The sequence below is a fragment of the Mycobacterium sp. genome, from assembly GCF_039583785.1.
Classification (GTDB): Bacteria; Actinomycetota; Actinomycetes; order Mycobacteriales; family Mycobacteriaceae; genus Mycobacterium.
Genome location: NZ_JAVKSG010000005.1, coordinates 1 through 25,268 on the forward strand (window position 1 = coordinate 1; position 25,268 = coordinate 25,268).

The following is a 25,268-nucleotide window of genomic DNA, read 5'->3' on the forward strand; positions in this document are numbered from 1 at the left end:
TGTTCGTCGAACTCCACCGAGACCACCTGCCACGGCACCGCCAGGCCCAGCGCCGCCCCGAACATCGCGTTCAAATCGAGCCCGTCCAGCAGACCCACCATCCCGTAGACCGCCCCCGGCAACACCACCAGGAATCAGCCCGCAGAATGCCTGAAGATCAGCTATACAGCCCACACCAAAACGGCGAGGAGCCGAAAATCGAGGCTAGCTTCTCAGGGGCTGCGCCCCGCCGTGGTGGACGAAAATGTGCCGGTGCTCGCTGGTTGGGTTCGCGGTTGTGTCAGCGGCGGCCCGGGGTGATGCTGATGGTGTGTTTCGGTCGACCCCGGTCGCTCTATGTTGCCATGTGAGCCCGCAGGCTAGCTTGGGGTGGAGGGCACATCTTTGTCCACGGGAACCGTGGAATGTTGCCTTCGAGCACGAGTGTCAGATTCCTGTTTCACTTCCGCCCTCCCCGAAACACCCTCCACAACAACGAGTTACGGTACATCGGATGAGGTGATGGGTGATGGATGTGGTGCACCCGCGGTGCGCGGGGATCGACTGCTCGAAGAAGGACGCCAAGGTCTGCATCCGAGTGCAAGGCCATGGCCGGCGGACCACCACGGCGACGGTGACGACGTGGGGGGCGATGACCAGCCAGATCCTGGCGTTACGTGAGCACCTGATCGCAGCCAAGGTGACCTGTGTGATCATCGAGTCCACCAGCGATTACGTGCGACATGAGGGTGCATGAGTGAAGTAGGAGGCACCGTTTGGAGGTTCGGTTGATGCCGTAGGTGTAGTACTCGGGCCAGTGCGTAAGGGCCTGTCTCCGCCTCGGCGTGCTCTGTGGGTGACTGCGGGGTGCGAAGCCCGGGGTTCAAAGCCGAAGCGGTTCCCGTTCCATCCGGGAGCCGTGGGCGAGGAGAAGACCGGCGGGAAGCGGGGTCGCTTCCCGGCTCCGGGGCGACATCCAGTTGTCCTGGGGTGATGGGTGAACGCGAGTGAACCCCTGATGACGCCTCGTGAAGGTGACCCCCGCCGATGGGATGTGTCAGCGGGGCCGTAGGGACTGGACGCTGGAAAGCGTCGGGTGCCGGCCGGAGGGTAATCGCCGGTCGGGAGCGCACCATCGTCCCCGGGGCAAAGGGGGCACCCTGCCCGGTCGAATCTTGTTCATGCGCAACATGACAACCCGGTTGGGGTCCGGCGGCCGGTGTCGCCGGTAGGCCAACCGTGAGGAAGGCGCAACTCCCCAGCGGGCGCAGGATGACCCAAGAAGCCAACGCCGACACGCCGAAAGGCGACGGGAAACCGCCAACCCCACGATCTGGCCCCTCCGCCGGATGGCTGGCGCATAACCGGTCGGATACGGGCGTGCTGCCCGGCCCGAAAGGGAGCTGACGTGGGTCGGGTGAGCCTGTGAAGACCAGACGATCGGAGACTCCAGAACCGATGGACAAGTTAGACACCGTGACGGTGAACGGACCTGAGGACGAGATCAGCGACTGGGACGCCGTGGACTGGCGCCGGGTCGAAGACGACGTACGGAGGCTGCGGCAACGAATCTTCACGGCGATGCAGGCGGGGGACCACAAGCGGGTCCGCAATCTGCAGAAACTGATGCTGGGTTCCCGCGCGAACGCTCTGCTGAGTGTGCGGCGGGTCACCGAGCTCAACGCTGGCCGCAAGACGGCCGGGGTCGACGGCAGGGTCGTGCTCGCGGGATGGGAAAAGGCCGAGATGGCCACCTGGCTGCAGCGCGACACCGCCACACGGCGGCCCCGACCGGTCAAGCGGGTGTTCATTCCGAAGAGCAACGGAAAACGGCGCGGCCTCGGGATTCCCGTGATTGCCGATCGGGCGCTGCAAGCGCTCACGGTCAACGCGTTAGAACCCGAATGGGAGGCCCGGTTCGAGTCCCGATCGTATGGGTTTCGGCCGGGTCGTAGCTGTCAGGACGCGATGCAGGCGATCTTCGTGACCGCTCGCGGCGCGACCTGCAAACGCCTGTGGGCGCTAGACGCCGACTTGGCCGCCGCGTTCGACCGCATCGATCATGCCCATCTTCTCGCGCAGCTCGGCTCGTTCCCCGCGAAGGGAATGATCGCGGCCTGGCTACGAGCGGGGGTGATCGATCAAGGTCGGCTCGCGCCGACCGAGGAAGGCAGCCCACAAGGCGGGTTATGTTCAGCCCGTTGCTGATGAACGTTGCCCTGCACGGAATGGAACAGGCCGCCGGAGTCCGCTACATCCGCACCGGCACCAACGCCGGCACGGCGCGGCCGGGCTCCCCAGTTTTGATCAGGTACGCCGATGACCTGCTAGCCCTGTGCCACTCGCGGGAACAGACCGAACAGGTCAAAGCGCAGCTCACGCAGTGGCTGCGACCTCGGGGTCTGGTCTTCAACGAGGACAAGACCCGCATCGTGCACCTCAATGATGGGGTGGACTTTCTGGGGTTCAACATTCGCCGCTACCGCAACAAGCTGCTGATCAAGCCGAGCAAGGCGGCCGTGAAACGGATCCGGGCACGGCTGACCGCCGAGATGCGGGCACTGCGGGGCCATAACGCCCAGATGGTGCTCATCCGGCTCAACCCGATCATTCGGGGGTGGTCGGCCTACTACCGGCACTGTGTGTCGGCCCGGGTGTTCAACGCGCTGGACAATCATGTGTGGAAGCTCACCGATAAGTGGGCGAGGTTTACCCATCCGCACAAGGGACGACGTTGGATCGTGTCCCGCTACTTCGGTGCGTTCAACCGGTCTCGGCGTGACCGCTGGGTATTCGGTGACCGCGATAGCGGCGCCTACCTGGTCAAATTCGCTTGGACGGCGATCACCCGGCACACCCTGGTCAAGGGCTGGGCGTCCCCGGACGATCCCGCTCTAGCCGACTACTGGGCGGTCCGGCGCCGCCGCGGGAGACCCCCGCTGGACCGGACCCGGTCGTGGTTGATCGGCAAGCAGCGCGGGCGTTGCCCGCTCTGCGGTCAGCTGCTGCTGCACGCTGAGGTCGAGCCGCGACATCCCGACGAGTGGGAGCAGTGGATCACTGCTACCGCCAAGGCGATCCGCCGTCAGGCGATCGTCGTTGATTCGGGGTCAGAGTCAAGGGGTTACACCGCGTTCCGTCTCATACACACGCACTGCCGAAGCCGTCACCCAGACCGCATCGGCGTGCACCAGCACTCTGCAGTCGTCTCGACTGAATAGCCTTCGGGCTTGCTTGAGCCGGTTGCCTGGAAAGCGGGCACGGCCGGTTCTTAGGGGGCTCCGGCGACGCGCCGGAGCTACCCGACTGGAAGCCGTTCTACTACCTGCTCGACGACGAACTCGACGTCGTGCTGGTCAACGCCGCGTCGGTGCGCAACCTACCGGGCCGCAAGACCGATGTCTCCGATGCCGCGTGGCTGGCCGACCTGGGCGCCCACGGGCTGGTGAAGGCGTCGTTCGTGCCTCCGGCTCCGATCCGGGCGTTGCGGGATCTGACGCGCACTCGCACCGTGATCACCCGAGAACGCACCCGGGAGGTGCAGCGGTTGGAGAAGCTTCTTGAAGACGCCGGGATCAAGTTGTCTTCAGTGGCCTCCGACATCACCGGTGTCTCCGGGCGGGCCATGCTGGAGGCGCTGATCGCCGGGCAACGCGATCCCGCGGTGCTCGCCGATCTGGCTCAGCGTCGGATGCGGTCGAAGATTCCCGCGCTGACCGATGCACTACAGGGCCGCTTCAACGATCACCATGGGTTCATGGCGCGACTGTTCCTGGACCGCATCGACGCCCACACCGCCGACATCGCTCGACTCGATGAGCGGATCGAGGAGGCGATGGAACCTTTTCGCCCGGCCCGGGACCTGCTGATGAGCATCCCGGGATTCTCCCGAATCGTGGCTGAAGTATTCCTCGCCGAAACTGGCGCCGACATGAGCGTCTTCCCCACCGACGGACACCTGGCATCCTGGGCCGGAGTCTCGCCTGGTTCCAACGAATCCGCCGGCCGAGTGAAGTTGACCAAGACCCGACCAGGAAACCGCTACCTCAAGGGCGTCCTCGGAATCGCCGCGCTCTCGGCGGCCCGATCCAAGAACACCTACTTTTCGGCCAAGTACAAACGCATCGCCACCCGACGTGGCCCGATGCGGGCCATCGTCGCCGTCGAACACGCCATGATCATCGCCGCCTACAACATGCTCACCAACGGCGACTTCTACCGCGACCCCGGCGCCGACTACTACACCGTCCGCCAACCCGCCCGCACCAAAGCACGGGCGATCGACCAACTCGAATCCCTCGGCTACCGAGTCACCCTGGAACCACTCACCCAGACGGCCTAGCCCACCCAAGTAGCCGGGTCACCCGTTGTGGTCACCTAATTTTCATGTCAGGCGCTGACGTTGCGGCGCTTGGTCACTCGCTTCGCGCTGCGGGCCGCGGGCTTGCCGGTGTCGGCGAGAATTTCCGCGAGGAACTTGCCGGTGTAGCTCTCCGGCACCGCGATGACCTGCTCCGGGGCGCCTTGGGCGACGATGGTGCCGCCCCCGGCGCCGCCCTCGGGGCCCATGTCGATGATCCAGTCCGAGGTCTTGATCACGTCCAGGTTGTGCTCGATCACGATCACCGTATTACCTTTGTCGACAAGCCCATTGATGACATCCAGCAGTTTGCGGATGTCTTCGAAGTGCAGGCCGGTGGTGGGCTCGTCGAGGATGTAGACGGTGCGCCCGGTGGAGCGTTTCTGTAATTCCGAGGCCAGCTTCACCCGCTGCGCTTCACCGCCGGACAGCGTCGGTGCCGGCTGGCCCAGCCGCACGTACCCGAGGCCGACGTCGACCAGCGTCCGAAGGTAGCGGTGGATGCCGGTGATCGGCTGAAAGAATTCCGCGGCCTCCTCGATCGACATGTCGAGGACTTCGGAGATGGTCTTGCCTTTGTAATGCACCTCGAGGGTTTCGCGGTTGTAGCGGGCGCCGTTGCACACCTCGCAGGGCACGTACACGTCCGGCAGGAAGTTCATCTCGATCTTGATGGTGCCGTCGCCGGTGCAGGCTTCGCAGCGACCGCCCTTGACGTTGAACGAGAATCGGCCCGGCTGATAACCGCGCACCTTGGCCTCGGTGGTCGCCGCGAACAGGGTGCGAATCTTGTCGAAGACACCGGTGTAGGTGGCCGGGTTGGACCGCGGGGTGCGCCCGATCGGTGACTGGTCGACCCGCACCAGCTTGTCGACATGGTCCAGCCCGGTGACCCGGGTGTGCCGGCCCGGGACATGCCGCGCGCCGTTGAGCCGGTTGGCTAGCACCGCGGCCAGGATGTCGTTGACCAGTGTCGACTTGCCGGAACCCGAGACGCCCGTCACCGACGTCAGCACGCCGAGCGGGAACGTCACATCGATGCCGCGCAGGTTGTGCTCGTTGGCGCCCACCACCGTGAGCTGCCGCTTCTTGTCCACGGGACGCCGAATCGTTGGCGCCGCAATGCTTTCCTTGCCGGAGAGGTACGCCCCGGTGATCGAATCCTTGTTCTTGAGCAGGTCGGCATAGGTGCCGCTGTGCACGATGTGTCCACCATGCTCGCCGGCGCCGGGGCCGATGTCGACGACCCAATCGGCATGCGCGATGGTGTCCTCGTCGTGCTCGACCACGATCAGCGTGTTGCCCAAATTCCGCAAGCGGGTGAGGGTTTCGATGAGACGACGGTTGTCGCGCTGGTGCAGGCCGATGGACGGCTCGTCGAGCACGTACAGCACACCGACCAGTCCGGAGCCGATCTGGGTGGCGAGCCGGATCCGTTGCGCCTCACCGCCGGACAGCGTGCCCGCCGCTCGCGACAGCGACAGGTACTCCAGACCGACGTCGAGCAAGAAGCCCAGCCGCGACTGGACTTCCTTGAGCACCTGCCCCGCGATCGCCTGTTCGCGTGCACCGAGGGTGAGGCCGTTCAAGAAGTCTGAGCAGTCCGCGATCGACAGCTCGCAGACCTCGGCGATGGACTTCGCGCCGCGCTCACCGGCGGCCAAGGTGACGGCCAGGATCTCGGGCTTGAGTCGCGTCCCGTTGCACACCGGGCACGGGACGTCCCGCATGAAGCCCTCGTAGCGCTCCTTCATCAGCTCCGATTCAGTCTGATCCAGCTTGCGCTCCAGAAACGCCAGCACGCCTTCGAAGTCGGCGTAGTAGGACCGGGTGCGGCCGTAGCGGTTGCGGTAGCGGACATGCACCTGCTCGTCGCAGCCCTCCAGAATCGCCTTGCGTGCCTTGGCCGGAAGCTTGCGCCACGGCGTGTCGACATCGAACGCCATCGCCTCGCCCAGGCTGGCCAGCATCCGGGTGAAGTACTCCGAGGTGTGGCCCATCGACCAGGGCGCCACCGCGCCCTCGGCCAACGTCCGATCCGGATCGGGCACCACCAGTTCGGGGTCGACCTCTTTGCGGATTCCCAGCCCGACGCACTCCGGGCAGGCGCCGTACGGCGAGTTGAACGAGAACGACCGCGGCTCCAGGTCGTCGACGGCCAGTGCGTGCCCGTTGGGGCAGGCCAGCTTCTCGGAGAACCGCTGCTCACGGTTGTGAGCGTCGTGCTCCTGATCGACGAACTCCAGCACCACGATCCCGTCGGCCAGGTTCAGCGCGGTCTCCACCGAATCCGTGAGCCGCTGCTTGGCGCCGGCCTTGACGGTCAGGCGGTCCACCACCACCTCGATGTCGTGCTTCTCCTGCTTCTTCAGCTTCGGCGGATCGGTGAGCGAATGGACCACCCCGTCGACCCGGACCCGGCTGTAGCCCTGCGCGTTGAGCTTCTCGAACAGGTCGGCGAACTCGCCCTTGCGGGTGCGGACTACCGGGGCGAGCACCTGGAAGCGGGTGCCCTCGGGCATCACCAGCACCTGGTCGACGATCTGCTGCGGCGTCTGCCGGGCAATCCGCTCGCCGCAGACCGGGCAGTGCGGTGTGCCGGCCCGGGCATACAGCAGACGCAGGTAGTCATAGACCTCGGTGATGGTTCCGACGGTCGAGCGCGGGTTGCGGTTGGTGGACTTCTGATCGATCGACACCGCCGGCGACAGGCCCTCGATGAAGTCGACGTCCGGCTTGTCCATCTGCCCGAGGAACTGGCGGGCGTAGGCCGACAGCGACTCGACGTAACGCCGTTGACCCTCGGCAAAGATCGTGTCGAACGCCAGCGACGACTTTCCCGAGCCCGACAGCCCGGTGAACACGATCAACGCGTCGCGTGGCAAATCAAGATCGACACTGCGCAGATTGTGCTCACGCGCACCCTTGACGATCAGGCGATCAGCCACGCTGCCCCTTTCCTTGCCTCGAAGCGGTCACTGCGCACGGCGCATCCCATGCTATGTGCCCACACCGACAAGCAGTGCCGGAGCCGTAGCGCGGCTCTAGCCAATCACCATTAGTCCAGCGCCGTTTGGACGCCGGTGTGCCCAAAGTCGTTGCCTTTCCATAGCAGCGGCTCGCGTCGGTCGATCGCCAGCGCGTAGGAGATGCAATCGCCGAAGTTCAAACCCGCGGGGTGGCCGCTGCCTTTGCCGAAATCCGCGTACGCCCGGCGGGCCAGGCGTGCCTGATGCTCGGTCACCGGCTCGATGATGAACTCGGCTTCTGCGATGAGTTCGTCCAGGCCTCTGCTGATGACCGGGTCGCGCTGGGAGTCCAGGACTATCCCGCATTCGAGGTAGCTGACTGCAGACAGCCTGCGCGCATCGGCAGTGGCGATGGCCTCGGCATAGACCGCGGCGTCGTCCTCTTCCCTCAGAATCGCGATGATCGCCGACGTGTCGACGATCACGCCGGCAGGCCTCGCTCGTCATACAGCAGCGCAGCGTGGTCGAGCCGATTGGCCTCCGGGCTCATCCGGCTCGCGGTCTTATGGCCGATGGCCAAGAGCCGGGTGGTGAGTTCGTCGCTCTGCAGTCTGGCCAGACGCTCGTTCACCGCAGTCGCCACCGCCTGGGCTTGAGATTCACCGGTGATCTTCGCGATCTGCTTGACCGCCTGGTGCACGGACGGATCTTTGATGTTCAGCGCCACATTGGTACCTTTCTACCCCGGCTATGGTACCATCATCGCAGAACACGGCCGGCCACGGCGATCAGGCTGATTCAGCATGGTCTTCGCGCACCAGATCGCACGCCGCGACGAAACGTCCCCACTCCGCGCTGCGTGGACGAATCGCGCAATCGCTCACAGCATCGTCGCTGACCACCAGACCGGGCCCAACAGGGGCCAACAGCTCGGCGAGTTTGACAATTTGGCCTGCCGGACTTTCCGTGAAGCGCTGATGCACCCTGTCGAAGATCCATTTCCGGGCGCTGTCGATACCGGCGGCCAAATCCAACTCGGGAAGCCGCAGAGCCCCCTCGCATCGAATCAGCTGTTCCTCGAAGCGATCTTCCCAGCACTCGGTATGCCACCCGCTCCATACGTCGGGAAGGGCCTGGAAAACGCCCATGGTGTCGGCTGTTTGCCAGGCTCCTAACGTCTTTCGGGACACATCAATATGAACGCCGCCCTCAGGGATCTTGCCCAGCGTCAACCTTGTGACACCACGGCCTGGCAGCATATTGAGCAAAGCAGGCCCGTGCCATGCCTTACTGAGGTGCCACCACAGCGGCCACAGCCGAAGTCGTCCCTCGGCGTCGGCGACGGAAACCAAATGGCACAAAGCGTTTCGATCCCGGGACAGTCGCACCGCTGGCCTCCTGTCCCAGGTGCGGGGCGGCAACTCGGCGCCGACATATCCGGCGAGTTCAGCGGTTCCGTCGTACGCCCAGCCGACCGAGTAATCGCGCCATACCGTGGCGAGCGCACTCATCAGGGCCCGGCGTTCACACATCTGAACCATCAGTTCTTCGCCGAAGAACAACACCCGGCGACGATCGAGGTCCACCACCGCGCCGCCGTCGGCCCAGAGCGGGTCGACCCACTGGTCCTTGGCGCACCGTCGAAGCGACTGTGCGTACCGCAGCGCGAACTCCGGGCCGGCGATCAGCGCGTCCAGCATGCGACAGCCCGCCCAATGCGAGTAGTAGAGCTGCCAATCCTGATCTTTGACGATGACGAAGTTCGCTCTGTTTCCCATATCCGCCCCTTGACACGCGTTGACGCAGTCTGAAGATCTCGCGTCGCTTGGCCACAGTCTGCGTCGAGGGTCCGACACGAGCGGTTCATCAGCGAGCCCAGGCTCGTGGCCGACGTCGCGGCCCGGACTTGGCCCGGCATAGGGTGCTCATCGTGGCGCAACCGATCGATCCGATGCGGACCCTGGCGACGATCCTGGCCGAACACGGACCCTTGCACGAGGGCGACATCGCACGTCTGTTGCAGGATGCCGGCGTGACCGATCCGGACGCCGTCCTGGGCACGCTGCGCCTGGAAATCGATTGCCGCGCAGCACAATTAGATGACGACCGATGGGTGTGGCTGCCTGCGCTGCTGGCCGGGCGGGTGTTCACCCACCGGCTCGGCGCGAACGAGGCGGCCTACGACCTGCTCGCGGTGACCCCGGACCTGGACCCGATCGCCACGCTCTGCGAGCACGAACAGTACGGCCGGCTCGCCGACGGGTCGGCGGTGCAGATCGCGTTGGCCGGGTTCGACGACGAGCTGCTCGAACAGCGTGACATCCCGGACGTCGCGGTCGACCCGGGCGGGGCTCTGCTGCTGGAGCCGGGCACGCTGGCCGCGTTGGGAGCCGCAGCGGGCGACCTGCTCGGGGTGCGGCTGACCGCCGACGGCCTCGCGTTCGAGCTGATCGGCGCAGCCATGCCCGGTGCGGACGCCGGCTTCGGCGCCCGGCTGGCGGACCTGCTCGACCCCGACCAGCCGAGGTTCTTCGCCGAGGCGGTCTGGACCGTGTGCGTCGCGGATCCGGCGGTGTTCACCGAGCCGCTGGCGCCACTGTGCGAGATCGCCGACCACCACGGTCTGGCGCGTCACGGCGAGTGGCTGGCGCCCGCCGGGTTCGACTTCGACGGGTGGCGCTTCGACCGCGGGTGCGCGGTGCTGGCCCAGCGCCACGATCTCGACCCCGACGACGCATTCGCGCTGTACACCCTGATCAAGCTGCACGAGCGGATGGCACTGCTGCTGCTTGGTACCGACGCCGACGAACTGCCGCAGGACATGGTGCCCGAAGCCGACGAGGACGCGACGAATCCCGGGATCAACCCGATCCTCGAGCTGGGCGGTGAGCTCGGCGGCGCGATGGCCGACCCGATGCTGGCGCGGCTGCTGGTGGCCGAGACCGTCGACACCGACCCCGACGGGGCGGCCGCGCTGGGCCTGTTCGCGGAGACGTTGGAGCCGAAGGTGCCCCGGGCGGCGCGGGTGGCCTTGCGTTGGCTGCGCGCCGTCGCCCACGAGCGAACCGGCGATATCGACGCGGCCGAACGCGAGCTGCTGGCGGCCGAGTCGATGAATACCGACTGGCCGCTGCCGCTGCTCGATTTGGCCCGGATCGCCTCCGATCGCGGCGACGCCGAACGCGGGCTGGCGCTACTGCGCCGCGCCGGCGCCGACCCCGACCACCCGCTGGTGGAGCTGTTGGAGCGGCACCGCGCCCAGCCGCGCCGCGACCTGGGCCGCAACGAGGCGTGCTGGTGCGGGTCGGGCCGCAAATACAAGAAATGCCACCTCGGCCGCGAGGAACTGCCGCTGGCCGAGCGGGTGAATTGGTTGTACGCGAAGGCGTGCCACCACACGTTGGCCAGCGGCTGGACCGACCTGCTGGCCGAGGTGAGCTATGAACGCTCCCGGTATGCCGACCCCGACGACGGAGACGACGCGCTGGCCGCGGCGCTGGCCGATCCGCTGGTGCTGGATGCGGTGCTGTTCGAGGGCGGCGCGTTCGAGGAGTTCCTCGAGGTGCGCGGTTCGCTGCTGCCCGACGACGAGCGGCTGCTGGCCCAGCAATGGCTGCTGATGGAACGGTCGGTGTTAGAGGTCGAGCAGGTGCGGCCCGGCCAGGGTGTGACCGTGCGCGACGTGCGCACCGGCGACACCCACGAGGTGGTCGAGCGGACGGCCAGCCGTCAACTCCAACCCAGGCAACTGGTGTGCGCCCGCGTGTTGCCCACCGGGGACGCCATGGTGTTCTTCGGCGGTATCGAACCGGTCGCGCTGCACGAGCGTGACCCGCTGATCGAGCTGCTCGACGACGAACCCGACCCGGTGACGCTGGTGGCGCAGCTGACCCGCCGGTTCGCGCCGCCGACGCTGGTCAACACCGAGGGCGAATCGCTGGCGATCTGCGGGGCCGGCGTGCGCATCGGCGACCCGGCCGGGATCGCGGGCGCGCTCGACGAGGCCTACGACCGGGTCGACGGCGAGGAGCCGCCGCAGTGGTTCGAGCACGTCATCACCGACGGCCTGCAACGGATCCGCGCCACCCTGGTCCTCGACGGCGACACGCTGCGCATCGAGGCCAACAGCGAACAGCGGATGGATCGCGTGCTCACCACGCTGGCACGCCTCGACCCGGCGATGACGGTGCTCGACGACGAGCGTCGCCCCGTGCGCGACGCCCGCGAGGCGGCTGCGCTGGCCACACAGCTGCCGATGACCGGCGCGGGCGCGCTCGATCCCGACGACCCCGAGGTGGCCGGCTTGCTCGGCGAGTTCATCCGCGAGTACGAAACCCGCTGGCTCGACGAGCCCATCCCCGCGCTCGACGGGAATACACCGCGCCAAGCCGCCGATGACCCCACCCGGCGCGGCGACCTGCTCACACTGCTGGACAGCTTTCCCGCCGGCGCGGCCGCCCGCGGCGGTATGGACGCCGACCGGCTGCGCGCCGCGCTCGGTCTGCGGTAGCCGACCGGGCGGCGTTCACGCCGGAAGCGTCGCGCCGATCTCGACGGCGAACTCGCGGAATTGGTCGTGGCCGGACTGTTCGGCGAAGCCTTCCCAGGTGTCGGCAACGCGCAGCATGCGCGCGAGCACGACGGCCAGCGAGGGTTCCTGCATCGCGACGGGGCCGTCACCGTAGCGGGTCCAGCCGTGCCGGGACTCCCACCGAATCGACTGCGGTACAGCGGTTTCGGCGAACGCCTGAAACCCCTGGCGTTGCCACGTCGAGGTCCACAACGCCGCCGCCACCATCCGCTCTACCCGGCCAAACGTCACAGCCGCGGCAGGCTCCGCTACCGTCGAACACGCACCGTGACCAGTTGACTATTGCGAGTTGCACTGGGCTACATAATAATTGGAGGTATAACCCATCGCAGCGATCTCGACTGCCATGGTGGTCAGACGTCCAGAACGCGACGGAGTCCACGGTCGACCTCGTGCAGCAGGCTCGACGGTACATCGCCAACTCGCTCAGTGAGGTCAGTCTTGTTGAGCGTGACGAGCGCCGTGACGTTGACAACCGAATCACGTGGGAGCCCTGTCACGGCCGCGGGTAAGAACACGTTGCCAGGCATCGTCGCCAGTGCCGTGTTTGAGGTGATTACCGCGGCGAGCACAGTGGCGAGGCGACTGGCGTTGTACGGATCGGCCTGGACTACCAGCACCGGACGCCGCTTGGCGGGGCGGCTAGCGGATGGTTGTCCGAGGTCAGCCCAGTAGATATCAGCGCGGCTGATCACCACTCATCGTCCAGGGCATTCAACATCCGGCACCCGGTCGCCACGGCGTCGGCAGCCGCCTCGTCGGTGTCATCGAGGCGCGCTAGGGCATTGTCGATCTGGCCAGTCAGCGATTGGGCATCTAACTCGTCTAGGTAACGCTGCGCAGCTCGGGTGAAGAACTCAGACCGACTCATGCCAAGATCGCTGGCACGCCGGCAGACCAGGTCGAACGTGTCGTCAGGGAGGGAAATAGCGGTTTTCACGAGGTTAGTATAACCCGGTATAACCAGAGCGGACGCAGCTGATGTGGCCACCTCGAGCAACCTTGTCGCGACACACACGGCAGGCCCGGGTCCGATGCACAACGCGCACCTGTCGAGCACGCCCCGTCTGAACCGTTCCGGGCTGGTTCGTGAGACTGGCTGCCCTGGTTCGTGAGACTGGCTGCCCCGGTGAGCAGTGGCTGCGTCGCGATTTACAGCCCGAATTGCTGCAAGGGCAGCGGGTGCTGGTCCAAGACGGCCCTGGCGTTGATTCGCTGCGGGCTACTCGATCAACCAAACACTCCCAGCCTATCCGGACAGCGGTTCCGGCTTCTGCTCGGCGAACTGGGTGTGTCGCTGGCGGGTCAGCAGATGGCGCGGCTACGTCGTGTTGAACAAGGTCATGAAGCCGTAGTCCATGTGCAGTTGTTGGTGGCAGTGCAGCAGGGAAAGGTCCAATTGGTCTGCGGTGATGTCGAATTCGAGGCTTTGGTAGCCGCCGAGCATGACAACGTCTTTGTGCAGTCCTGCGGTGGGGGTTCCGGCGATGTGGGTGATTTCGAAGGTGTGCCGATGCAGGTGGATCGGGTGGATGTCGTCGGTGGCGTTGCTCAGCCGGAACCGGTAGCGACGACCATGAGCGAGGTCGAATTGTGCTGTGCGGGAGTTCATGTCGAAGGCTTTCCCGTTGAGTGTCCAGACGTCGAAGCCGTCCTGCTCGGCGTTGCGTTTCTCGATGAGCAGCTCGATCGTCTGGGCGGGGGCTGTCGTGGTGGCGCCGGGTTGAGTGAAGAGGCGGTAGTCCCAGGTGAATTTCGGGGGCGGCGCCCATCGGGGTTCGCCTCTGCGGCCAGCGTATTCGACGACTATGCCCATGCCGTTGCCGCGGTCGTCGTCGGATACGTCGCCCAGTATCCAGACGCCGGGGTTGCTCATGTGCACGATCGCAGAGATCCGCTCGGCGGTACCGAGCCAAAGCACCGGAACCGGAGCGGGTTTGGGCACCGGATTGCCGTCGAGAGCCACGACGGTGAACGTGTGCCCGGGCAAGGCCAGGCTGCGGTTCTCGGTGGCGCTGCCGTTGAGCACATGCAGCAACACCCGTTCACCTTCGGCGACTTTGATGGGGTCGCCGTGGCCGAGCATGCGGCCGTTGACCGCGAACGCCTCGTAGCCGACCTCAAAGCCGTGCGGCTTGCCCGCGGCCAGGGAGGCGGCCATCGCTTTCTCGCCCTTGTCGCGCAGCTCGGGAATGGGGTCTCCGGCCAGGAAGCCACCGGCCATGTCCCCGGCGGCGCTGAAGGACGGCTCGAATTCCTTGAGGGTCAGAAAGATTTCCTGATCGTAGTCGCCAGGATTGCGTTTGGGTTCGATGTACACCGGACCGACCTGCCCGGTGTATTGGCCCAGGCTCAGATCAGAGCCGGGCACGACGTGGGTGTGGTAGAAGCGAAACCCCGATGGCCCGGGGGTGAGCGTGATGCGCCGCATCCCGTGCGGGGGAATGTAGGGGGTGCCTTCCTCGGCTGAGCCGTCGATGTCCGCGGGCAGGGTTTGGCCGTGCCAGTGCAGCTGTTCGGGTGTGCCGGTGTCGTTGTGGACGTCAATGGTGACCGGTTTACCTTCAGTGAAACGCAGCAGGGGCCCCGGGAACTGCCCGTTGTACAGAGTGGTTGACACCACCTTGTCCGGGGCCAGCTCCACCAGCCCCGGGCCGATCCGCAGCGTGTAATCAGCAGGGCCACTGGCATTCTGGCGACTACATGCGGCCAATAGCGACCCGGCGCCACCGGTGGCCAGGGCGGCACCAGCGGCGCTCCAGGTCAGGAATCGGCGCCGGTCAATGTCCACGTGTTGCTGCCTCCTGGCCTGTCGCGGAGTCGGTTGGGGCAAAACCGTCGGTGAGGTAGTGGTCCAGCGACCAGGTTCCGCCGCCAATCAACAGCAGGAAGATGGCGCCGCACAGTTGGGCGATGTCCAGGCGGGCCTCGTGCAGGAAATCCCAGCAGCCGTGTTCACTCTTGAACAGGGCCGAGCCTGCCCACAGGATCGGTAATTTCGTGATCAGCAGCGCCCCGGTGATGTTCACGATCATCGGCGCCGCCGCCACCCGGGTCAGCAGCCCGGCCAGAATCAGCACGCCGCAGCCGATCTCGAACACGCCACCAAGGACTGCGAAGAACTCCGGTGCCGGGATACCCGCTTTCCTGAACCGGCCCACCCCGAGCGAGTCGGGGCGCAGGAACTTCAGCACGCCCTCACCGGCGAACACCAGCCCGACATAGAAGCGGATCAACACCGTTGCCGCCGGTGCGTTAGTGCGGCACACCCGGTGCCACCACGCCGCGGTCGTCGACGTGGTCATCAACGAAACTTCCTGTCGATCATCACTTTTCCACCGGCTCGAGGTGGGGACGGCGGATGGCGTAGGCGGCAGCGCCGGCTGTCAGGACGGCCGCTCCGGCCAGGATCGAGGCGACCGGCAGCGCGAACGCAATCACGATGCAGCCCACCAGACCGACAACGGGGATCATGCGCGGCGGCCGTCCCTCGTCTGCGTTCAATGTCCAGGCCGAGGCGTTGGCGACCGCGTAGTACACCAGCACCGCGAACGAGGAAAACCCGATCGCACCGCGCACATCGGCCGCCGCCGCCAGCGCCGCCACGACCACACCGACCACCAGCTCGGCACGGTAAGGCACCCCGAACCGCGGATGCACCACCGCCAGAGCGGGCGGCAGATGCCGATCTCGGGCCATCGCGAACGTGGTCCGAGACACCCCGAGAATCAGCGCAAGCAGCGATCCGATCGCCGCCACCACCGCACCGGCCCGCACGATCGGGGCCAGCCAGCCTGCCCCGGCCACCTGCACGATCTGTACCAAGGGGTCCACCGCCACGGAAAGCCGCCGCGGGCCAAGCGCCCCTAGGGCCGCCATGGCGACCAGGGTGTATACCACCAACGTGATCGCCAGCGCGAGGGGAATGGCCCGCGGGATGGTGCGGGCCGGGTCACGGACCTCTTCACCCAGCGTGGCGATACGCGCGTATCCGGCGAACGCGAAAAACAACAGCCCCGCCGCCTGCAACACCCCGAACACCGAACCACCAAACACGCCCAGTCCCGAAACGTCAACGCCGGTGCTGCCCCAGGCGGTCACCACGACCGCGGTCAGCACCACCAATACCACCGCCACGATCAGCCTCGTGAGCCACGCCGACTTCTGTACCCCGAGATAGTTGACGGCGGTCAGTGCCACCACCGCGGCCACCGCGACCACGTGCGCGTGCGCGGGCCAGGCGTACACGCCGACGGTCAGCGCCATCGCCGCACACGAGGCGGTCTTGCCGACCACGAACCCCCACCCGGCCAGGTACCCCCAGAACGGGCCCAGGCGCTCCCGCCCGTAGACATAGGTGCCGCCGGAAGCCGGATAGACCGCCGCCAGCCGCGCCGACGAGGTGGCATTGCAGTAGGCGATGACCGCCGCCACCGCCAACCCAACCAGCAGCCCGGCCCCGGCCGCCTTGGCGGCGGGGGCCAACGCCACGAATATGCCGGCCCCGATCATCGAACCCAGCCCGATCATCACCGCATCGAACACACCCAACTCGCGGCGCAACCCGGCAGCCACGGCTGGATTCGGCTCGACTGGTTCGTCGGACATCTCAATCCTCATCGGCACACGACGCTCGATATCGATCAACTGAATTTGATGGATATCCCGTATTCTCTGATCATGACAGCGCCATGTCAATCAGTGCCCGCCTTCATCCAGCTCGCGGCCCACCCGCTGCGGTGGCAGCTGATCACCGAACTCGCCGGCAGCGACTACCGAGTCCGCGAGCTGGCCGCCCGCACCGGTCAGCCCCAGAACGTGATCTCCTATCACCTGCGGATGCTGCGCGACAGCGACCTGATCACGCGCACCCGCAGCAGCCACGACGGCCGCGACAGCTACTACCATCTCGACCTGCAACACTGCGCCGAGCAGCTCGCCGCGGCAGGCCCTTCCCTGCACCCGGCACTGCACATGAAGCTCTCTTCGTCGGCAGGTCGGCCCGATCCGGGCGTATCAGTGCTGTTCGTGTGCACCGGCAACAGTGCTCGCTCGGCAATCGCCGAAGCACTCCTACGTCATCACACCGGGGGACGACTCCAGGTCACCAGCGCCGGGACCCGACCCCGAAACCGCATGCACCCCAACACCACCCGCGTGCTACGCCACCAATACGGCATCGACATCGAAGGGCAACAACCACGCCACATCAACGACATCGACACCACAGACTTCACCTACGTAATCACCCTGTGCGACAAAGCCCGTGAAAGCTGCCCAGACTTCGCCGACCACCCCGGCCGCATCCACTGGAGCATCCCAGACCCCTCCACAGCCGGCAGCTACCCGGCATTCGAGTGCGCCGCCACCGACATCAACACCCGCATCCATTACCTACAAGCCGTGCTGAGCCGCCGGAGTTGACCCAACCGACCAGGGGGGGCCGAGCACCCACGAATCCGCGAGTAGTTCCAGCAACTGCCCGTCCGGATCGCGAATCATCGCCGACTGATCCGACACCGTGCCCTCGACCACCGACCCGCCGAACCGATCCACCGCAGCAAGCACCTCGTCGAGGTCGGACGCCGACAACGACAGGTGGGTGAGCCCGACCTGATCCATCACGCGATCCGATCCCGCGTGCAGCACACGATGGGAGTAGCCGAGCAACTCGAGCACCAGGCCGTCACGAACGAGATAGGTCGCGTGCAATCCGATAACATCACTGGCCGCTCTGAGGATTCTTCAGCGGGAAAGGGTCGTCGGCGAAATTGATCTGGCCGCCGGATTGGCGACCGCGGTCTGCGCTCGGTCGTCCAGGCGCGGCCGGAAGGAATCGTGGTCGGCATCTCCGCGACCACCCCGGCGGCGCGGTCGACCGACCGCCGGGCCCGTTGAGATGGTCGTCGCCCCGGTGGCTTCCTGCGCACTGGGTGTGCTCGCAGACGCCGCTTTCGGCCGATATGAAGTGTGCGGATTTCATGGGCGAGCCGGCTTCGATCACGTTACGGCGTCCGCAGCGCGTTCACGGCCTTGACCAGCATGCCGCTCAAGAGGTCTTCCGCATCAGGATTTCCGGGCAGAATGCCCTCGGACGTGACGGCCACAGTGTCGCTGAGAAACGCAGCGAACACGAAAGACTTGGGTGCGCCCCGGGCAGGTGTGGCGATGGATTCGGTGGTGACGACACCATCGATCGCAGGGCCGGGCTGACGAGTCACCGTCGAGACCACCAGTCGTCCGGCTATTCGCTGGGTCAACGAGACTTGTTCACAGCCCTTCGGGACGATCGTCTTGCCCAGCGGTGAAGGCGAACTCACAGCGCCGACCAGGATCGCTCCCCGGCCGACGCCGCCGATCATGGTGTACTGCGCATCCTGGGGTGCTCGTACCGGCTGGAGGACCGATCGGCACAACGGAGGGTCGACCTTCACGATGTCGCCCACACCGACAGCGAAGAATCTCTCGGCGTCGGGCCCCAGCGTCGCCACGTCGGTCTTTTGGACGCGGTCGAAGCCCGGCGGAAACTGGTCCTGCAACTTGCCGAGCTGACTGATGTCGTAATAGTGCGCCTGTTGCGGCGGCTGACTTTTCGGTGCGGGCAGCGAGGGTGGCTGCGGCGCCACGTCGGACGAACTCACCGGCGTTCCGTCGATGGCGCGTGTGCATCCTGGCAGCACGCCGATCGCGACGCCCAGCATCACGGCGCAGGCGAGTGATCGTCGCGGGTAACCCATCACGACGCAAGTTGCCGCCAAATCGCCGCTGCTCCTTTCCCGTTTGACTGCCATGCATGCTGGTCATCGGCAAAAGTACTGCAGATACGGGCCGTCACGGGCGAATCATGGGATTCATCGCTGTCGTCGCGGCGCTTCCAAAAGTCGCAGGTGACCTACTGCATACCTGTTCGATCGCTACCAACCAGCAGGCTAACATCAGCCTGACCGGCTACCGGCATCGGAGAAAGACGAGAGGAACTGCATGCCGCATCGTCAATGGCGCCACGTTCTGGTAGCGGTCACCACCGCGGCAATGGCGTTGACGCTGGTGGCGTGCGGTAATCAGACACCCTCATGGTTTCCGCTGCATCCGCAGAAATCGTCGAAGACACCTGCTCCAGACGCAGAGCCCGGGACGTCACCGTCACCTCCACAACCTCTGCTCGCCAACAACATCAAAACCTTGATATTGCCGACCGAAGATGTCGACGAGATCAGCGGCCTGCCGCTCGAAGACAGATCGCAGTTCGATTCGCCCAGTGCCTCGGCAAGCGACTACAGCAAACCGGAGTGCGCGCTGGCTTTGGGGATTACCAAGGACGCACTTGGGGACGGCGAATTCACCGCTTACCGTTCAGTCCGAAACCAGGCGTCGAGAGATGACAGCCTTATCGGGATGTTTTCGCAGAATGTCGCGACTTTCGAGACGCCCGGCAAAGCCAGCGAGATTTTCCACAAAGCCTATGCATCATTGGGTCGATGCAATTCCACCACGATTGCCGCGAAAAACAATTCCGCTACCTGGAAGATCCTTGCCCGTGGCCCGTTCAACGGCGATACGGTGACATTCGGCGCCCTACAGTTCACCGACAAGGATCAACCCCTTGGATGGCGCTGCGACCACCAAGCTCACGTCAAGAACAACGTCATTGTCGAGGCTTCGATGTGCGCATGGGCGAACGGCGCACCCGCCGCGACGGCCGCTGTCGACCAAATCAGCGCCCGGATTCCACCCCCGGACACGCCCGCCCCGCCGGCGCCGACAGACTTTCTCGCGCCCAACAAGATCAAGTCTCTGATCGTCGGCGTCCCAGAGGCAAGCAAGATCCTCGGCGCCAACCTCGGTGACAGCAGCACAGTGCTGTATCCACCGGCTCCGCGGGACCTCGGCGACAAGTCGAACTGCAGTGTGTTGGAGGGTCCGGATGCGAATTCTTTCGGACCCGACGTCGACTACACCGCATATCGCGGTACTGATTACCGCGAAGCCAAAGACAATTACCAGCACATCGTCGACCAACAAGTCGCTACCTACCTCGACGCCCAGACCGCGTCGCACTACTTTCACGACGCATTCAAAAGTGTCAACGGATGCGACGCGGCGACCGTGCCGGGCGAGACAGGAGGCCATAACCAGTTTCAACTGCAGGTCCCGAACATCACCGACGACAGAGCGCTCTGGACAATCACCGGGATAACCAACGGTCAACCAGACGCGTGGCGGTGTGCATTTAATGTCCGCGCACAGAGCAATGTCGTGTTCGTCGCCAAGGTCTGTCAGAATGGCGATCCGGCCGATATCGCCAGTCAGCTCGCCGACCAAATGGCCGCCCACATCCCCAAGTAGGCGATCGCGCTACGACAATCGGCGGCCGTCGACACTGAAGAAATGCAGGTGCGCCGGCTGCGGATGCAGGCGCACGCGAGAACCACGGCTCGGCGGGTTCTGCCCGTCGGCGCGCGCTACGATCGGCTGCGCGAACGTATTGTCACCACGTGCAATTCGTCCGTACAGATAGGCGTCCGCACCCAGTTCCTCGACGACGTCGATCTGCATCTCGATGCCGCTTCCGCCGACGTCCAAGTGCTCCGGCCGGATGCCTATCACCAGTTCGTTGGTCGCAGAGCTGATCTCACGCGGCAGCGGGATCGACCAATCGCCCAGCGCGGCGCCGTCGCCGACAACCGGCACCGTCAAGAGGTTCATGGCCGGCGAACCGATGAACTCCGCTACGAACAGGTTGACGGGTTTGCGGTACAGCTCACGAGGCGCCGCGCACTGCTGCAGGACCCCGTCGCGCAGCACCGCGACGCGGTCCCCCATTGTCATCGCCTCGACCTGGTCGTGCGTGACGTAGACGGTGGTGGTTCCCAGCCTGCGTTGCAGTCCGGCGATCTGGTTGCGAGTCTGCACCCGTAGTTTCGCGTCCAGGTTGGACAGCGGTTCGTCCATCAAGAACACCTGCGGCCGACGAACGATGGCGCGTCCCATGGCAACGCGCTGACGTTGGCCGCCGGACAGGTCCTCCGGTTTGCGATGCAGGTAGGGCTCGAGGTCCAGCAAGCGCGCCGCGTCCAAAACCCGTTCACGAATCTCGCTTTTCGAAAGCCCCGCGATCTTCAGCGCGAAGCCCATGTTCTGCGCGACCGTCATGTGCGGGTACAACGCGTAGTTTTGGAAGACCATCGCCACGTCACGGTCTTTGGGATCGTCGTCGGTAACGTCGCGGCCGCCGATGATGATGCGCCCCGAGTCGACGGTCTCCAACCCGGCGATCATGCGCAGCGACGTGGTTTTACCGCATCCGGATGGCCCTACCAGCACCACGAACTCGCCGTCACCGACACTGAGGTCCAAGCGGTCGACTGCTGGGCGATCCGCGCCGGAATAGCGGCGGGTCGCCTGGTCAAATGTCACCAATGCCATGCGTTACCCACCCAGTCCGGTGACCGCGATACCGCGGATGAATGCGCGTTGCGCCACCGCGTACAGCAGGAGCAGCGGCAACAGAATCAGCACGGATGCGGCCATCAGCACCGGCCAGCGGGCTGAGTATTCGCCCTGCATCCGGACCAGACCAAGAGTGAGGGTCGCGATTCTGTTCCGCTGAATCATCAACAGCGGCCATAAAAAATCGTTCCAGACGTTGACCCAGGTGAGCACCGCCAACACCATCACCGCGGGCTTGGCGTGCGGGAGCAGTATGCGCCAGTAAATCTGCCACGGGGAGCAACCGTCGAGGATCGCGGCCTCTTCGAGTTCGTCGGGAAGTGTGCGGAAGAATTGCCGCATCAGGTAGGTCCCGAATGCGCTGCCGAACAACCCCGGAACGATCATGGCCCACGGTGTGTCGATCAGTCCCGCAACGCGCATCAGGATGAATTGTGGAATCACCGTCACGGTCAGGGGCACCATCAACGTTCCCAAGTACAAGACGAACAATGTATCGCGGCCGCGAAAACGTAGCCGTGCGAACGCATATCCTGCCAGTGAACAGAAGAACACCTGGCCTGCGCTGACGCAGGCGGCATATAGCACCGAGTTGAAAAACATTCGCCAGAAGGGCATGACCGCGAACACATCGCGGTAGTTGGACCACTGCGGATGCGCGGGAAACAGCGTCGGCATGGTCACCTCGCCCGCGGTCTTCAACGACCCCGCCACCGCCCACAGAATCGGGAACAGCGCGCACGTCGCGATCACCGTCAGCGTGACATACAGCGCAACACCGCGAAATACGTTGGGCTTCAACACTCGTCCCGCTAGGCCCACGATCGCTCCTGCTGCGCCGTTCGACGCCGACCCAACCGCAATTGCACAACGGTCAGCACCAGCAGGATCGCGAACATCACCCACGCCAGCGCCGCCGCATACCCGAATTCCAGGAAAGCAAAAGCGTTCTGAAACAACATGATGCCCAGGACGTAGGTCGCCGTTTCCGGCCCCCCGTTGCGCCCGGTCAGAACGTAAACCAGATCAAATGCCTGGAATGCATGGATGATCGAGATGACGACGACGAACGAGACCGCGCTACGTATCAGCGGCACGGTAATCGAGGTGAACTGGCGCAACTCTCCCGCGCCGTCGAGGCGTGCGGCCTCATAGAGGTGGTCCGGGATCCCTTGCATGGCGGCCAGCAGAATGACCGTCGCGAAAGGCACGCTGCGCCATACGCTGACGATGCACAACGAGGCCATGCCGTACTTCGGATCGACCAGCCACGGGATGGGGCCGATGCCGATCCAGCCGAGGAGGATGTTGAGCAGGCCGTTGTTGGTATTGAACACGAACTGCCAGACGACGGCCATCACTACTGACGACATCGCCAACGGTACGAATATGACTGTCCGAAATAGCGCAATCCCCTTGATTTTTCGATTGAGCACGCCGGCCACGGCGAGGCTGATGAACACCGTGGGGACGACGGTACCCACCGTGTAGACCACGCTGTTGCGCAACGCGATGCGCAGCAACGGATCTTCGGTGAAGAGGCGGCGATAGTTCGCCAGGCCGACGTACTCGGCCGGGCTGAACATATCCCAGTCGTGGAAGCTCATATAGAGCGAGAAGCCGAGCGGAAACACCATGAAGACCGCGACCGCCGTCACATTCGGCGCGACGAACAGGCGACCAAACCTGGCACGGCGCGCGGACGGCCCCCGCCTGCGGGGCACGTCCGCGCGAGTTGCGGGAATCGGTGTCATGACGTCCGGAGCACCTCGTCGATCTTCGGCGTCAGTTCGCCCGTCAGCGCCGTCGCCGGCCGCGAACCCCGCAGCACCGGGCCGAGGTTGCGGTCCAGCAACGCGACGACCTTCGGCCAGACCGGAGTGACGGGCAACCCCTCGGAGTGTGCCGGGCCGCCGATCAGCACTGCAATGTTACTGATTCTATTGTGCACCTTGGCAAAATCGGGCGATCGAACCGCCGACCGCAACGCTGGGACAAACAGGCCCGTCTCACCGATCACCGCCTGCCCCACCGGTCCGGTGGCGAATTTCACGAACTCCCACGCTTGGGCTTTGCGGGGACTGCTGGAGGCGATGGCCAGCCCGGTGGTACCGATATTCGAGCGCGCGGCAAGCCCTTTCGGTCCGGTCGGCAGCACCGCGATGTCGAAATCCAAATCGGCGGCCCGCACCAGGGTCTGATACCGCCAGTGCCCGCCGAGCGCCATCGCGGCTTGACCCGAGGTGAACAGGTCGGTCTGTGACATCGACTCCGATTCCGACGCGGTGGGCGCAACCCGGTACTTGTTATTCAGATCGGCATAGAACTGAATGCCGTCGATGAACGCTGCGTGGTCGAAATTGAGATGCGTTGGGTTCATTCGCGGATTTGACCATGGCACTCCGTTGTTCATTCCGAACAACAACGCCGAGTAATAAGGGACCCAAGTATCGACAAATCCCCACTGGCTGACCCGGCCCGACCGGTCGCGCTTGGTGAGCGCCTTTGCCGCAGCGAGGAATTCGTCAAAGCTCCACGGCTCACTCCATCGCCCGGGCGGTGGAGTGACACCGGCCTCGGCGAACATCTTCTTGTTGTAATACAAGAAGGTTCCCGACCACTGCTCCGGAAACGCATACTGCCCACCGCCATAGGAGAATGTCTGGTACATCGACGGGACGCTGTCCGAGCTCAGTTCCGCGTCGAAGGTCTTGTCGCGCGCCAGCATGGTGTTGAGGTCGAGCAGCACGCCCCGTTCAGCCAGACCTGAGTAGGTGAATTCCCACGCCATCAGCACATCGGGGCACTTGCCACCGGCGCAATAGATCGACACGTGCTGCAGTGCGTCGGGGCCGGACAACAATGTTCGTACCTTGATCTCGGGATGTCTGCGCTCAAAGGCGTCGATGACGCGCAACCGGGCGTCGGCCTCTTCGGGGTTGGCGGCGAAGAAGAACGTCAGCGCATCGTCGTCGGCGGAACCGCAGGCAGCGGGCAACAGCGCTACCGACGCCGCGCCGATCGCGCCGGCACCGCGGAGCAACGTCCGCCGACCGAAGGGTCTACCGCGATTGATGCTGGTGTTCGTGGCGTGTCTCCCGTGCTGGATACGTGGTTCTTTCGTAGTCGACCCGGCTGTGCTGTTCCAGGGTGCCTTTCCGCGCACATCACCGCGGAAAGTAGCGCACCCGCCCAACCCCGCTGCCACGGCGGCCAACGTCGGTGAACAGGCCGACCCATCCCCGACGATCATGCGCCGCGGCGGCCTCCGGCGATCGCTCAACCGCTGTCAGCAACGCCGAGTCCATCGCGCCCGTCACCGGCTTCTCACAGTCTCGACACCGGCCGCGCGCAACGCCTTCAGGGCCGCCGCGGTGGACTTCTTGTCCACCCCTACCGTCAGGTCGAGCAGCACGCGAGTCGCCAAGCCCTGCGCCGCAGCGTCTTCCGCCGTCCGGCGGACACAGTAGTCGGTGGCGATACCGACGACGTCGAGTTCGTCGACGTGACGTTGTCGGAGCCAGTCGCCCAGCGGGGTCCCCCGATCGTCCAGCCCGCTGAACCCGCTGTAGCCCGCGTCGTAAGCGCCCTTGCGAAAGATGGCCTCGAACCGGCCGACATCGAGGCCGGGGTGAAATTCCGCGCCGACAGTACCGGCGCGACAGTGCGGCGGCCATGACGAGAGGTAATCCGGATGCTCAGAGAAATGGTCGCCGGGATCGATGTGGAAATCCTGCGTCGCCACCACATGGCGGTACTCGGCGTCGCCGGCAAGGTAAGCATCGATGGCACCCGCCAGGGCCGTCCCACCGGCGACGGCCAGCGAGCCGCCCTCGCAAAAGTCTTTCTGAACGTCGACGACGACCAGCGCGCGCATGAGACCACGTTATCGCCGACAGAGTCCGTGCCCGCGTCCCCG

21 protein-coding genes and 4 pseudogenes are annotated in these 25,268 nt (G+C 65.2%); 7 read left to right on the forward strand and 18 right to left on the reverse strand.

The window, feature by feature from the left end; translation table 11 throughout:
* Positions 1-508 precede the first annotated feature (508 nt).
* The 4 genes and pseudogenes from ABDV69_RS03890 to ABDV69_RS03905 form a co-directional block, all read left to right on the forward strand.
* Positions 509-721 (forward strand): annotated as a pseudogene (locus ABDV69_RS03890) (IS110 family transposase); the annotation flags it as partial.
* Between the two features lie 779 nt (positions 722-1,500).
* Complete coding sequence (locus ABDV69_RS03895; RefSeq protein WP_343572020.1) at positions 1,501-2,187, forward strand: reverse transcriptase N-terminal domain-containing protein; 687 nt, start codon at positions 1,501-1,503, stop codon at positions 2,185-2,187.
* A complete protein-coding gene (locus tag ABDV69_RS03900) occupies positions 2,169-3,200 on the forward strand; it encodes a group II intron maturase-specific domain-containing protein (protein ID WP_343572021.1) in 1,032 nt (343 codons plus the stop codon). The genes ABDV69_RS03895 and ABDV69_RS03900 overlap by 19 nt, the downstream gene beginning before the upstream one ends.
* Positions 3,201-3,286: 86 nt before the next feature.
* Positions 3,287-4,321: pseudogene (locus ABDV69_RS03905) on the forward strand (IS110 family transposase); the annotation flags it as partial.
* A 47-nt stretch (positions 4,322-4,368) separates the two neighbouring features.
* Here ABDV69_RS03905 and uvrA read toward each other — a convergent pair.
* The 4 genes from uvrA to ABDV69_RS03925 form a co-directional block, all read right to left on the reverse strand.
* Positions 4,369-7,287: an excinuclease ABC subunit UvrA gene (gene uvrA, locus ABDV69_RS03910; RefSeq protein ID WP_343572022.1), complete on the reverse strand. Its 2,919-nt coding sequence runs from the start codon at positions 7,285-7,287 to the stop codon at positions 4,369-4,371.
* Positions 7,288-7,397: 110 nt separating this feature from the next.
* Positions 7,398-7,793 (reverse strand): type II toxin-antitoxin system VapC family toxin, encoded by a 396-nt coding sequence (locus tag ABDV69_RS03915; protein ID WP_343572023.1) that lies wholly within the window; start codon positions 7,791-7,793, stop codon positions 7,398-7,400.
* The gene (locus ABDV69_RS03920; protein WP_343572024.1) at positions 7,790-8,035 is read right to left on the reverse strand and encodes a type II toxin-antitoxin system VapB family antitoxin; all 246 of its coding nucleotides are present in this window, start codon (positions 8,033-8,035) and stop codon (positions 7,790-7,792) included. Before ABDV69_RS03920 ends, ABDV69_RS03915 begins: the two co-directional genes overlap by 4 nt.
* A gap of 61 nt (positions 8,036-8,096) precedes the next feature.
* A complete protein-coding gene (locus ABDV69_RS03925; protein WP_343572025.1) occupies positions 8,097-9,086 on the reverse strand; it encodes a hypothetical protein in 990 nt (329 codons plus the stop codon).
* Between the two features lie 152 nt (positions 9,087-9,238).
* Between ABDV69_RS03925 and ABDV69_RS03930 the strand changes: the two genes are divergently transcribed.
* Positions 9,239-11,818, forward strand: a complete 2,580-nt coding sequence (locus ABDV69_RS03930; protein WP_343572026.1) for an SEC-C domain-containing protein — start codon at positions 9,239-9,241, stop codon at positions 11,816-11,818.
* Positions 11,819-11,833: 15 nt separating this feature from the next.
* On the opposite strand, the gene ABDV69_RS03935 is transcribed toward ABDV69_RS03930, so the two are convergent.
* The 6 genes from ABDV69_RS03935 to ABDV69_RS03960 form a co-directional block, all read right to left on the reverse strand.
* Positions 11,834-12,130: a hypothetical protein gene (locus ABDV69_RS03935; protein WP_343572027.1), complete on the reverse strand. Its 297-nt coding sequence runs from the start codon at positions 12,128-12,130 to the stop codon at positions 11,834-11,836.
* A 122-nt stretch (positions 12,131-12,252) separates the two neighbouring features.
* On the reverse strand, positions 12,253-12,597 hold the full coding sequence (locus tag ABDV69_RS03940) for a type II toxin-antitoxin system PemK/MazF family toxin (protein WP_343572028.1): 345 nt from the start codon (positions 12,595-12,597) through the stop codon (positions 12,253-12,255).
* Entirely contained in the window at positions 12,591-12,839 is a 249-nt protein-coding gene (locus ABDV69_RS03945) for a ribbon-helix-helix protein, CopG family (protein ID WP_343572029.1), read from the reverse strand. The genes ABDV69_RS03940 and ABDV69_RS03945 overlap by 7 nt, the downstream gene beginning before the upstream one ends.
* A gap of 381 nt (positions 12,840-13,220) precedes the next feature.
* Complete coding sequence (locus ABDV69_RS03950) at positions 13,221-14,666, reverse strand: multicopper oxidase domain-containing protein (RefSeq protein WP_343572096.1); 1,446 nt, start codon at positions 14,664-14,666, stop codon at positions 13,221-13,223.
* 13 nt (positions 14,667-14,679) lie between these two features.
* Complete coding sequence (locus tag ABDV69_RS03955) at positions 14,680-15,204, reverse strand: DoxX family protein (protein ID WP_343572030.1); 525 nt, start codon at positions 15,202-15,204, stop codon at positions 14,680-14,682.
* A gap of 22 nt (positions 15,205-15,226) precedes the next feature.
* Positions 15,227-16,507: an amino acid permease gene (locus ABDV69_RS03960; RefSeq protein WP_343572031.1), complete on the reverse strand. Its 1,281-nt coding sequence runs from the start codon at positions 16,505-16,507 to the stop codon at positions 15,227-15,229.
* A gap of 72 nt (positions 16,508-16,579) precedes the next feature.
* On the opposite strand from ABDV69_RS03960, the gene ABDV69_RS03965 reads away from it, so the two are divergent.
* Positions 16,580-17,323 carry an ArsR family transcriptional regulator gene (locus ABDV69_RS03965; RefSeq protein ID WP_343572032.1) on the forward strand — a complete coding sequence of 248 codons (744 nt, stop codon included), beginning with the start codon at positions 16,580-16,582 and terminating at the stop codon, positions 17,321-17,323.
* Here the strand turns inward: ABDV69_RS03965 and ABDV69_RS03970 are convergent.
* Positions 17,294-17,623 (reverse strand): annotated as a pseudogene (locus tag ABDV69_RS03970) (hypothetical protein); the annotation flags it as partial. The gene ABDV69_RS03965 and the pseudogene ABDV69_RS03970 sit on opposite strands and share 30 nt — an antisense overlap.
* Positions 17,624-17,904: 281 nt before the next feature.
* Complete coding sequence (locus ABDV69_RS03975) at positions 17,905-18,636, reverse strand: DUF5642 family protein (RefSeq protein ID WP_343572033.1); 732 nt, start codon at positions 18,634-18,636, stop codon at positions 17,905-17,907.
* Between the two features lie 244 nt (positions 18,637-18,880).
* Between ABDV69_RS03975 and ABDV69_RS03980 the strand changes: the two genes are divergently transcribed.
* Positions 18,881-20,245, forward strand: coding sequence for a sensor domain-containing protein (locus ABDV69_RS03980; protein WP_343572034.1), 1,365 nt, complete (start codon positions 18,881-18,883; stop codon positions 20,243-20,245).
* 9 nt (positions 20,246-20,254) lie between these two features.
* Here ABDV69_RS03980 and ugpC read toward each other — a convergent pair whose 3' ends face one another.
* The 6 genes and pseudogenes from ugpC to ABDV69_RS04010 form a co-directional block, all read right to left on the reverse strand.
* On the reverse strand, positions 20,255-21,325 hold the full coding sequence (ugpC, locus tag ABDV69_RS03985) for a sn-glycerol-3-phosphate ABC transporter ATP-binding protein UgpC (RefSeq protein ID WP_343572035.1): 1,071 nt from the start codon (positions 21,323-21,325) through the stop codon (positions 20,255-20,257).
* 3 nt (positions 21,326-21,328) lie between these two features.
* Entirely contained in the window at positions 21,329-22,171 is an 843-nt protein-coding gene (locus tag ABDV69_RS03990) for a carbohydrate ABC transporter permease (RefSeq protein ID WP_343572036.1), read from the reverse strand.
* Positions 22,162-23,073, reverse strand: coding sequence for a sugar ABC transporter permease (locus ABDV69_RS03995; RefSeq protein WP_343572097.1), 912 nt, complete (start codon positions 23,071-23,073; stop codon positions 22,162-22,164). Before ABDV69_RS03995 ends, ABDV69_RS03990 begins: the two co-directional genes overlap by 10 nt.
* A gap of 26 nt (positions 23,074-23,099) precedes the next feature.
* A complete protein-coding gene (locus tag ABDV69_RS04000) occupies positions 23,100-24,425 on the reverse strand; it encodes a sugar ABC transporter substrate-binding protein (RefSeq protein WP_343572098.1) in 1,326 nt (441 codons plus the stop codon).
* Positions 24,426-24,570: 145 nt separating this feature from the next.
* A pseudogene (locus ABDV69_RS04005) lies at positions 24,571-24,657 on the reverse strand (hypothetical protein); the annotation flags it as partial.
* Between the two features lie 8 nt (positions 24,658-24,665).
* Positions 24,666-25,226, reverse strand: a complete 561-nt coding sequence (locus ABDV69_RS04010; protein ID WP_343572037.1) for an isochorismatase family protein — start codon at positions 25,224-25,226, stop codon at positions 24,666-24,668.
* Positions 25,227-25,268 lie beyond the last annotated feature (42 nt).

Coding starts and splice junctions, on each gene's coding strand:
- ABDV69_RS03965 (WP_343572032.1), top strand. CDS start 16,580: ATGACAGCGCCATGTCAATCAGTGCCCGCCTTCATCCAGCTCGCGGCC.
- ABDV69_RS03980 (WP_343572034.1), top strand. CDS start 18,881: ATGCCGCATCGTCAATGGCGCCACGTTCTGGTAGCGGTCACCACCGCG.
- ABDV69_RS03900 (WP_343572021.1), top strand. CDS start 2,169: ATGTTCAGCCCGTTGCTGATGAACGTTGCCCTGCACGGAATGGAACAG.
- ABDV69_RS03955 (WP_343572030.1), bottom strand. CDS start 15,204: ATGACCACGTCGACGACCGCGGCGTGGTGGCACCGGGTGTGCCGCACT.
- ABDV69_RS04010 (WP_343572037.1), bottom strand. CDS start 25,226: ATGCGCGCGCTGGTCGTCGTCGACGTTCAGAAAGACTTTTGCGAGGGC.
- ugpC (WP_343572035.1), bottom strand. CDS start 21,325: ATGGCATTGGTGACATTTGACCAGGCGACCCGCCGCTATTCCGGCGCG.
- ABDV69_RS03960 (WP_343572031.1), bottom strand. CDS start 16,507: ATGTCCGACGAACCAGTCGAGCCGAATCCAGCCGTGGCTGCCGGGTTG.
- ABDV69_RS03975 (WP_343572033.1), bottom strand. CDS start 18,636: ATGGGTTACCCGCGACGATCACTCGCCTGCGCCGTGATGCTGGGCGTC.
- ABDV69_RS03925 (WP_343572025.1), bottom strand. CDS start 9,086: ATGGGAAACAGAGCGAACTTCGTCATCGTCAAAGATCAGGATTGGCAG.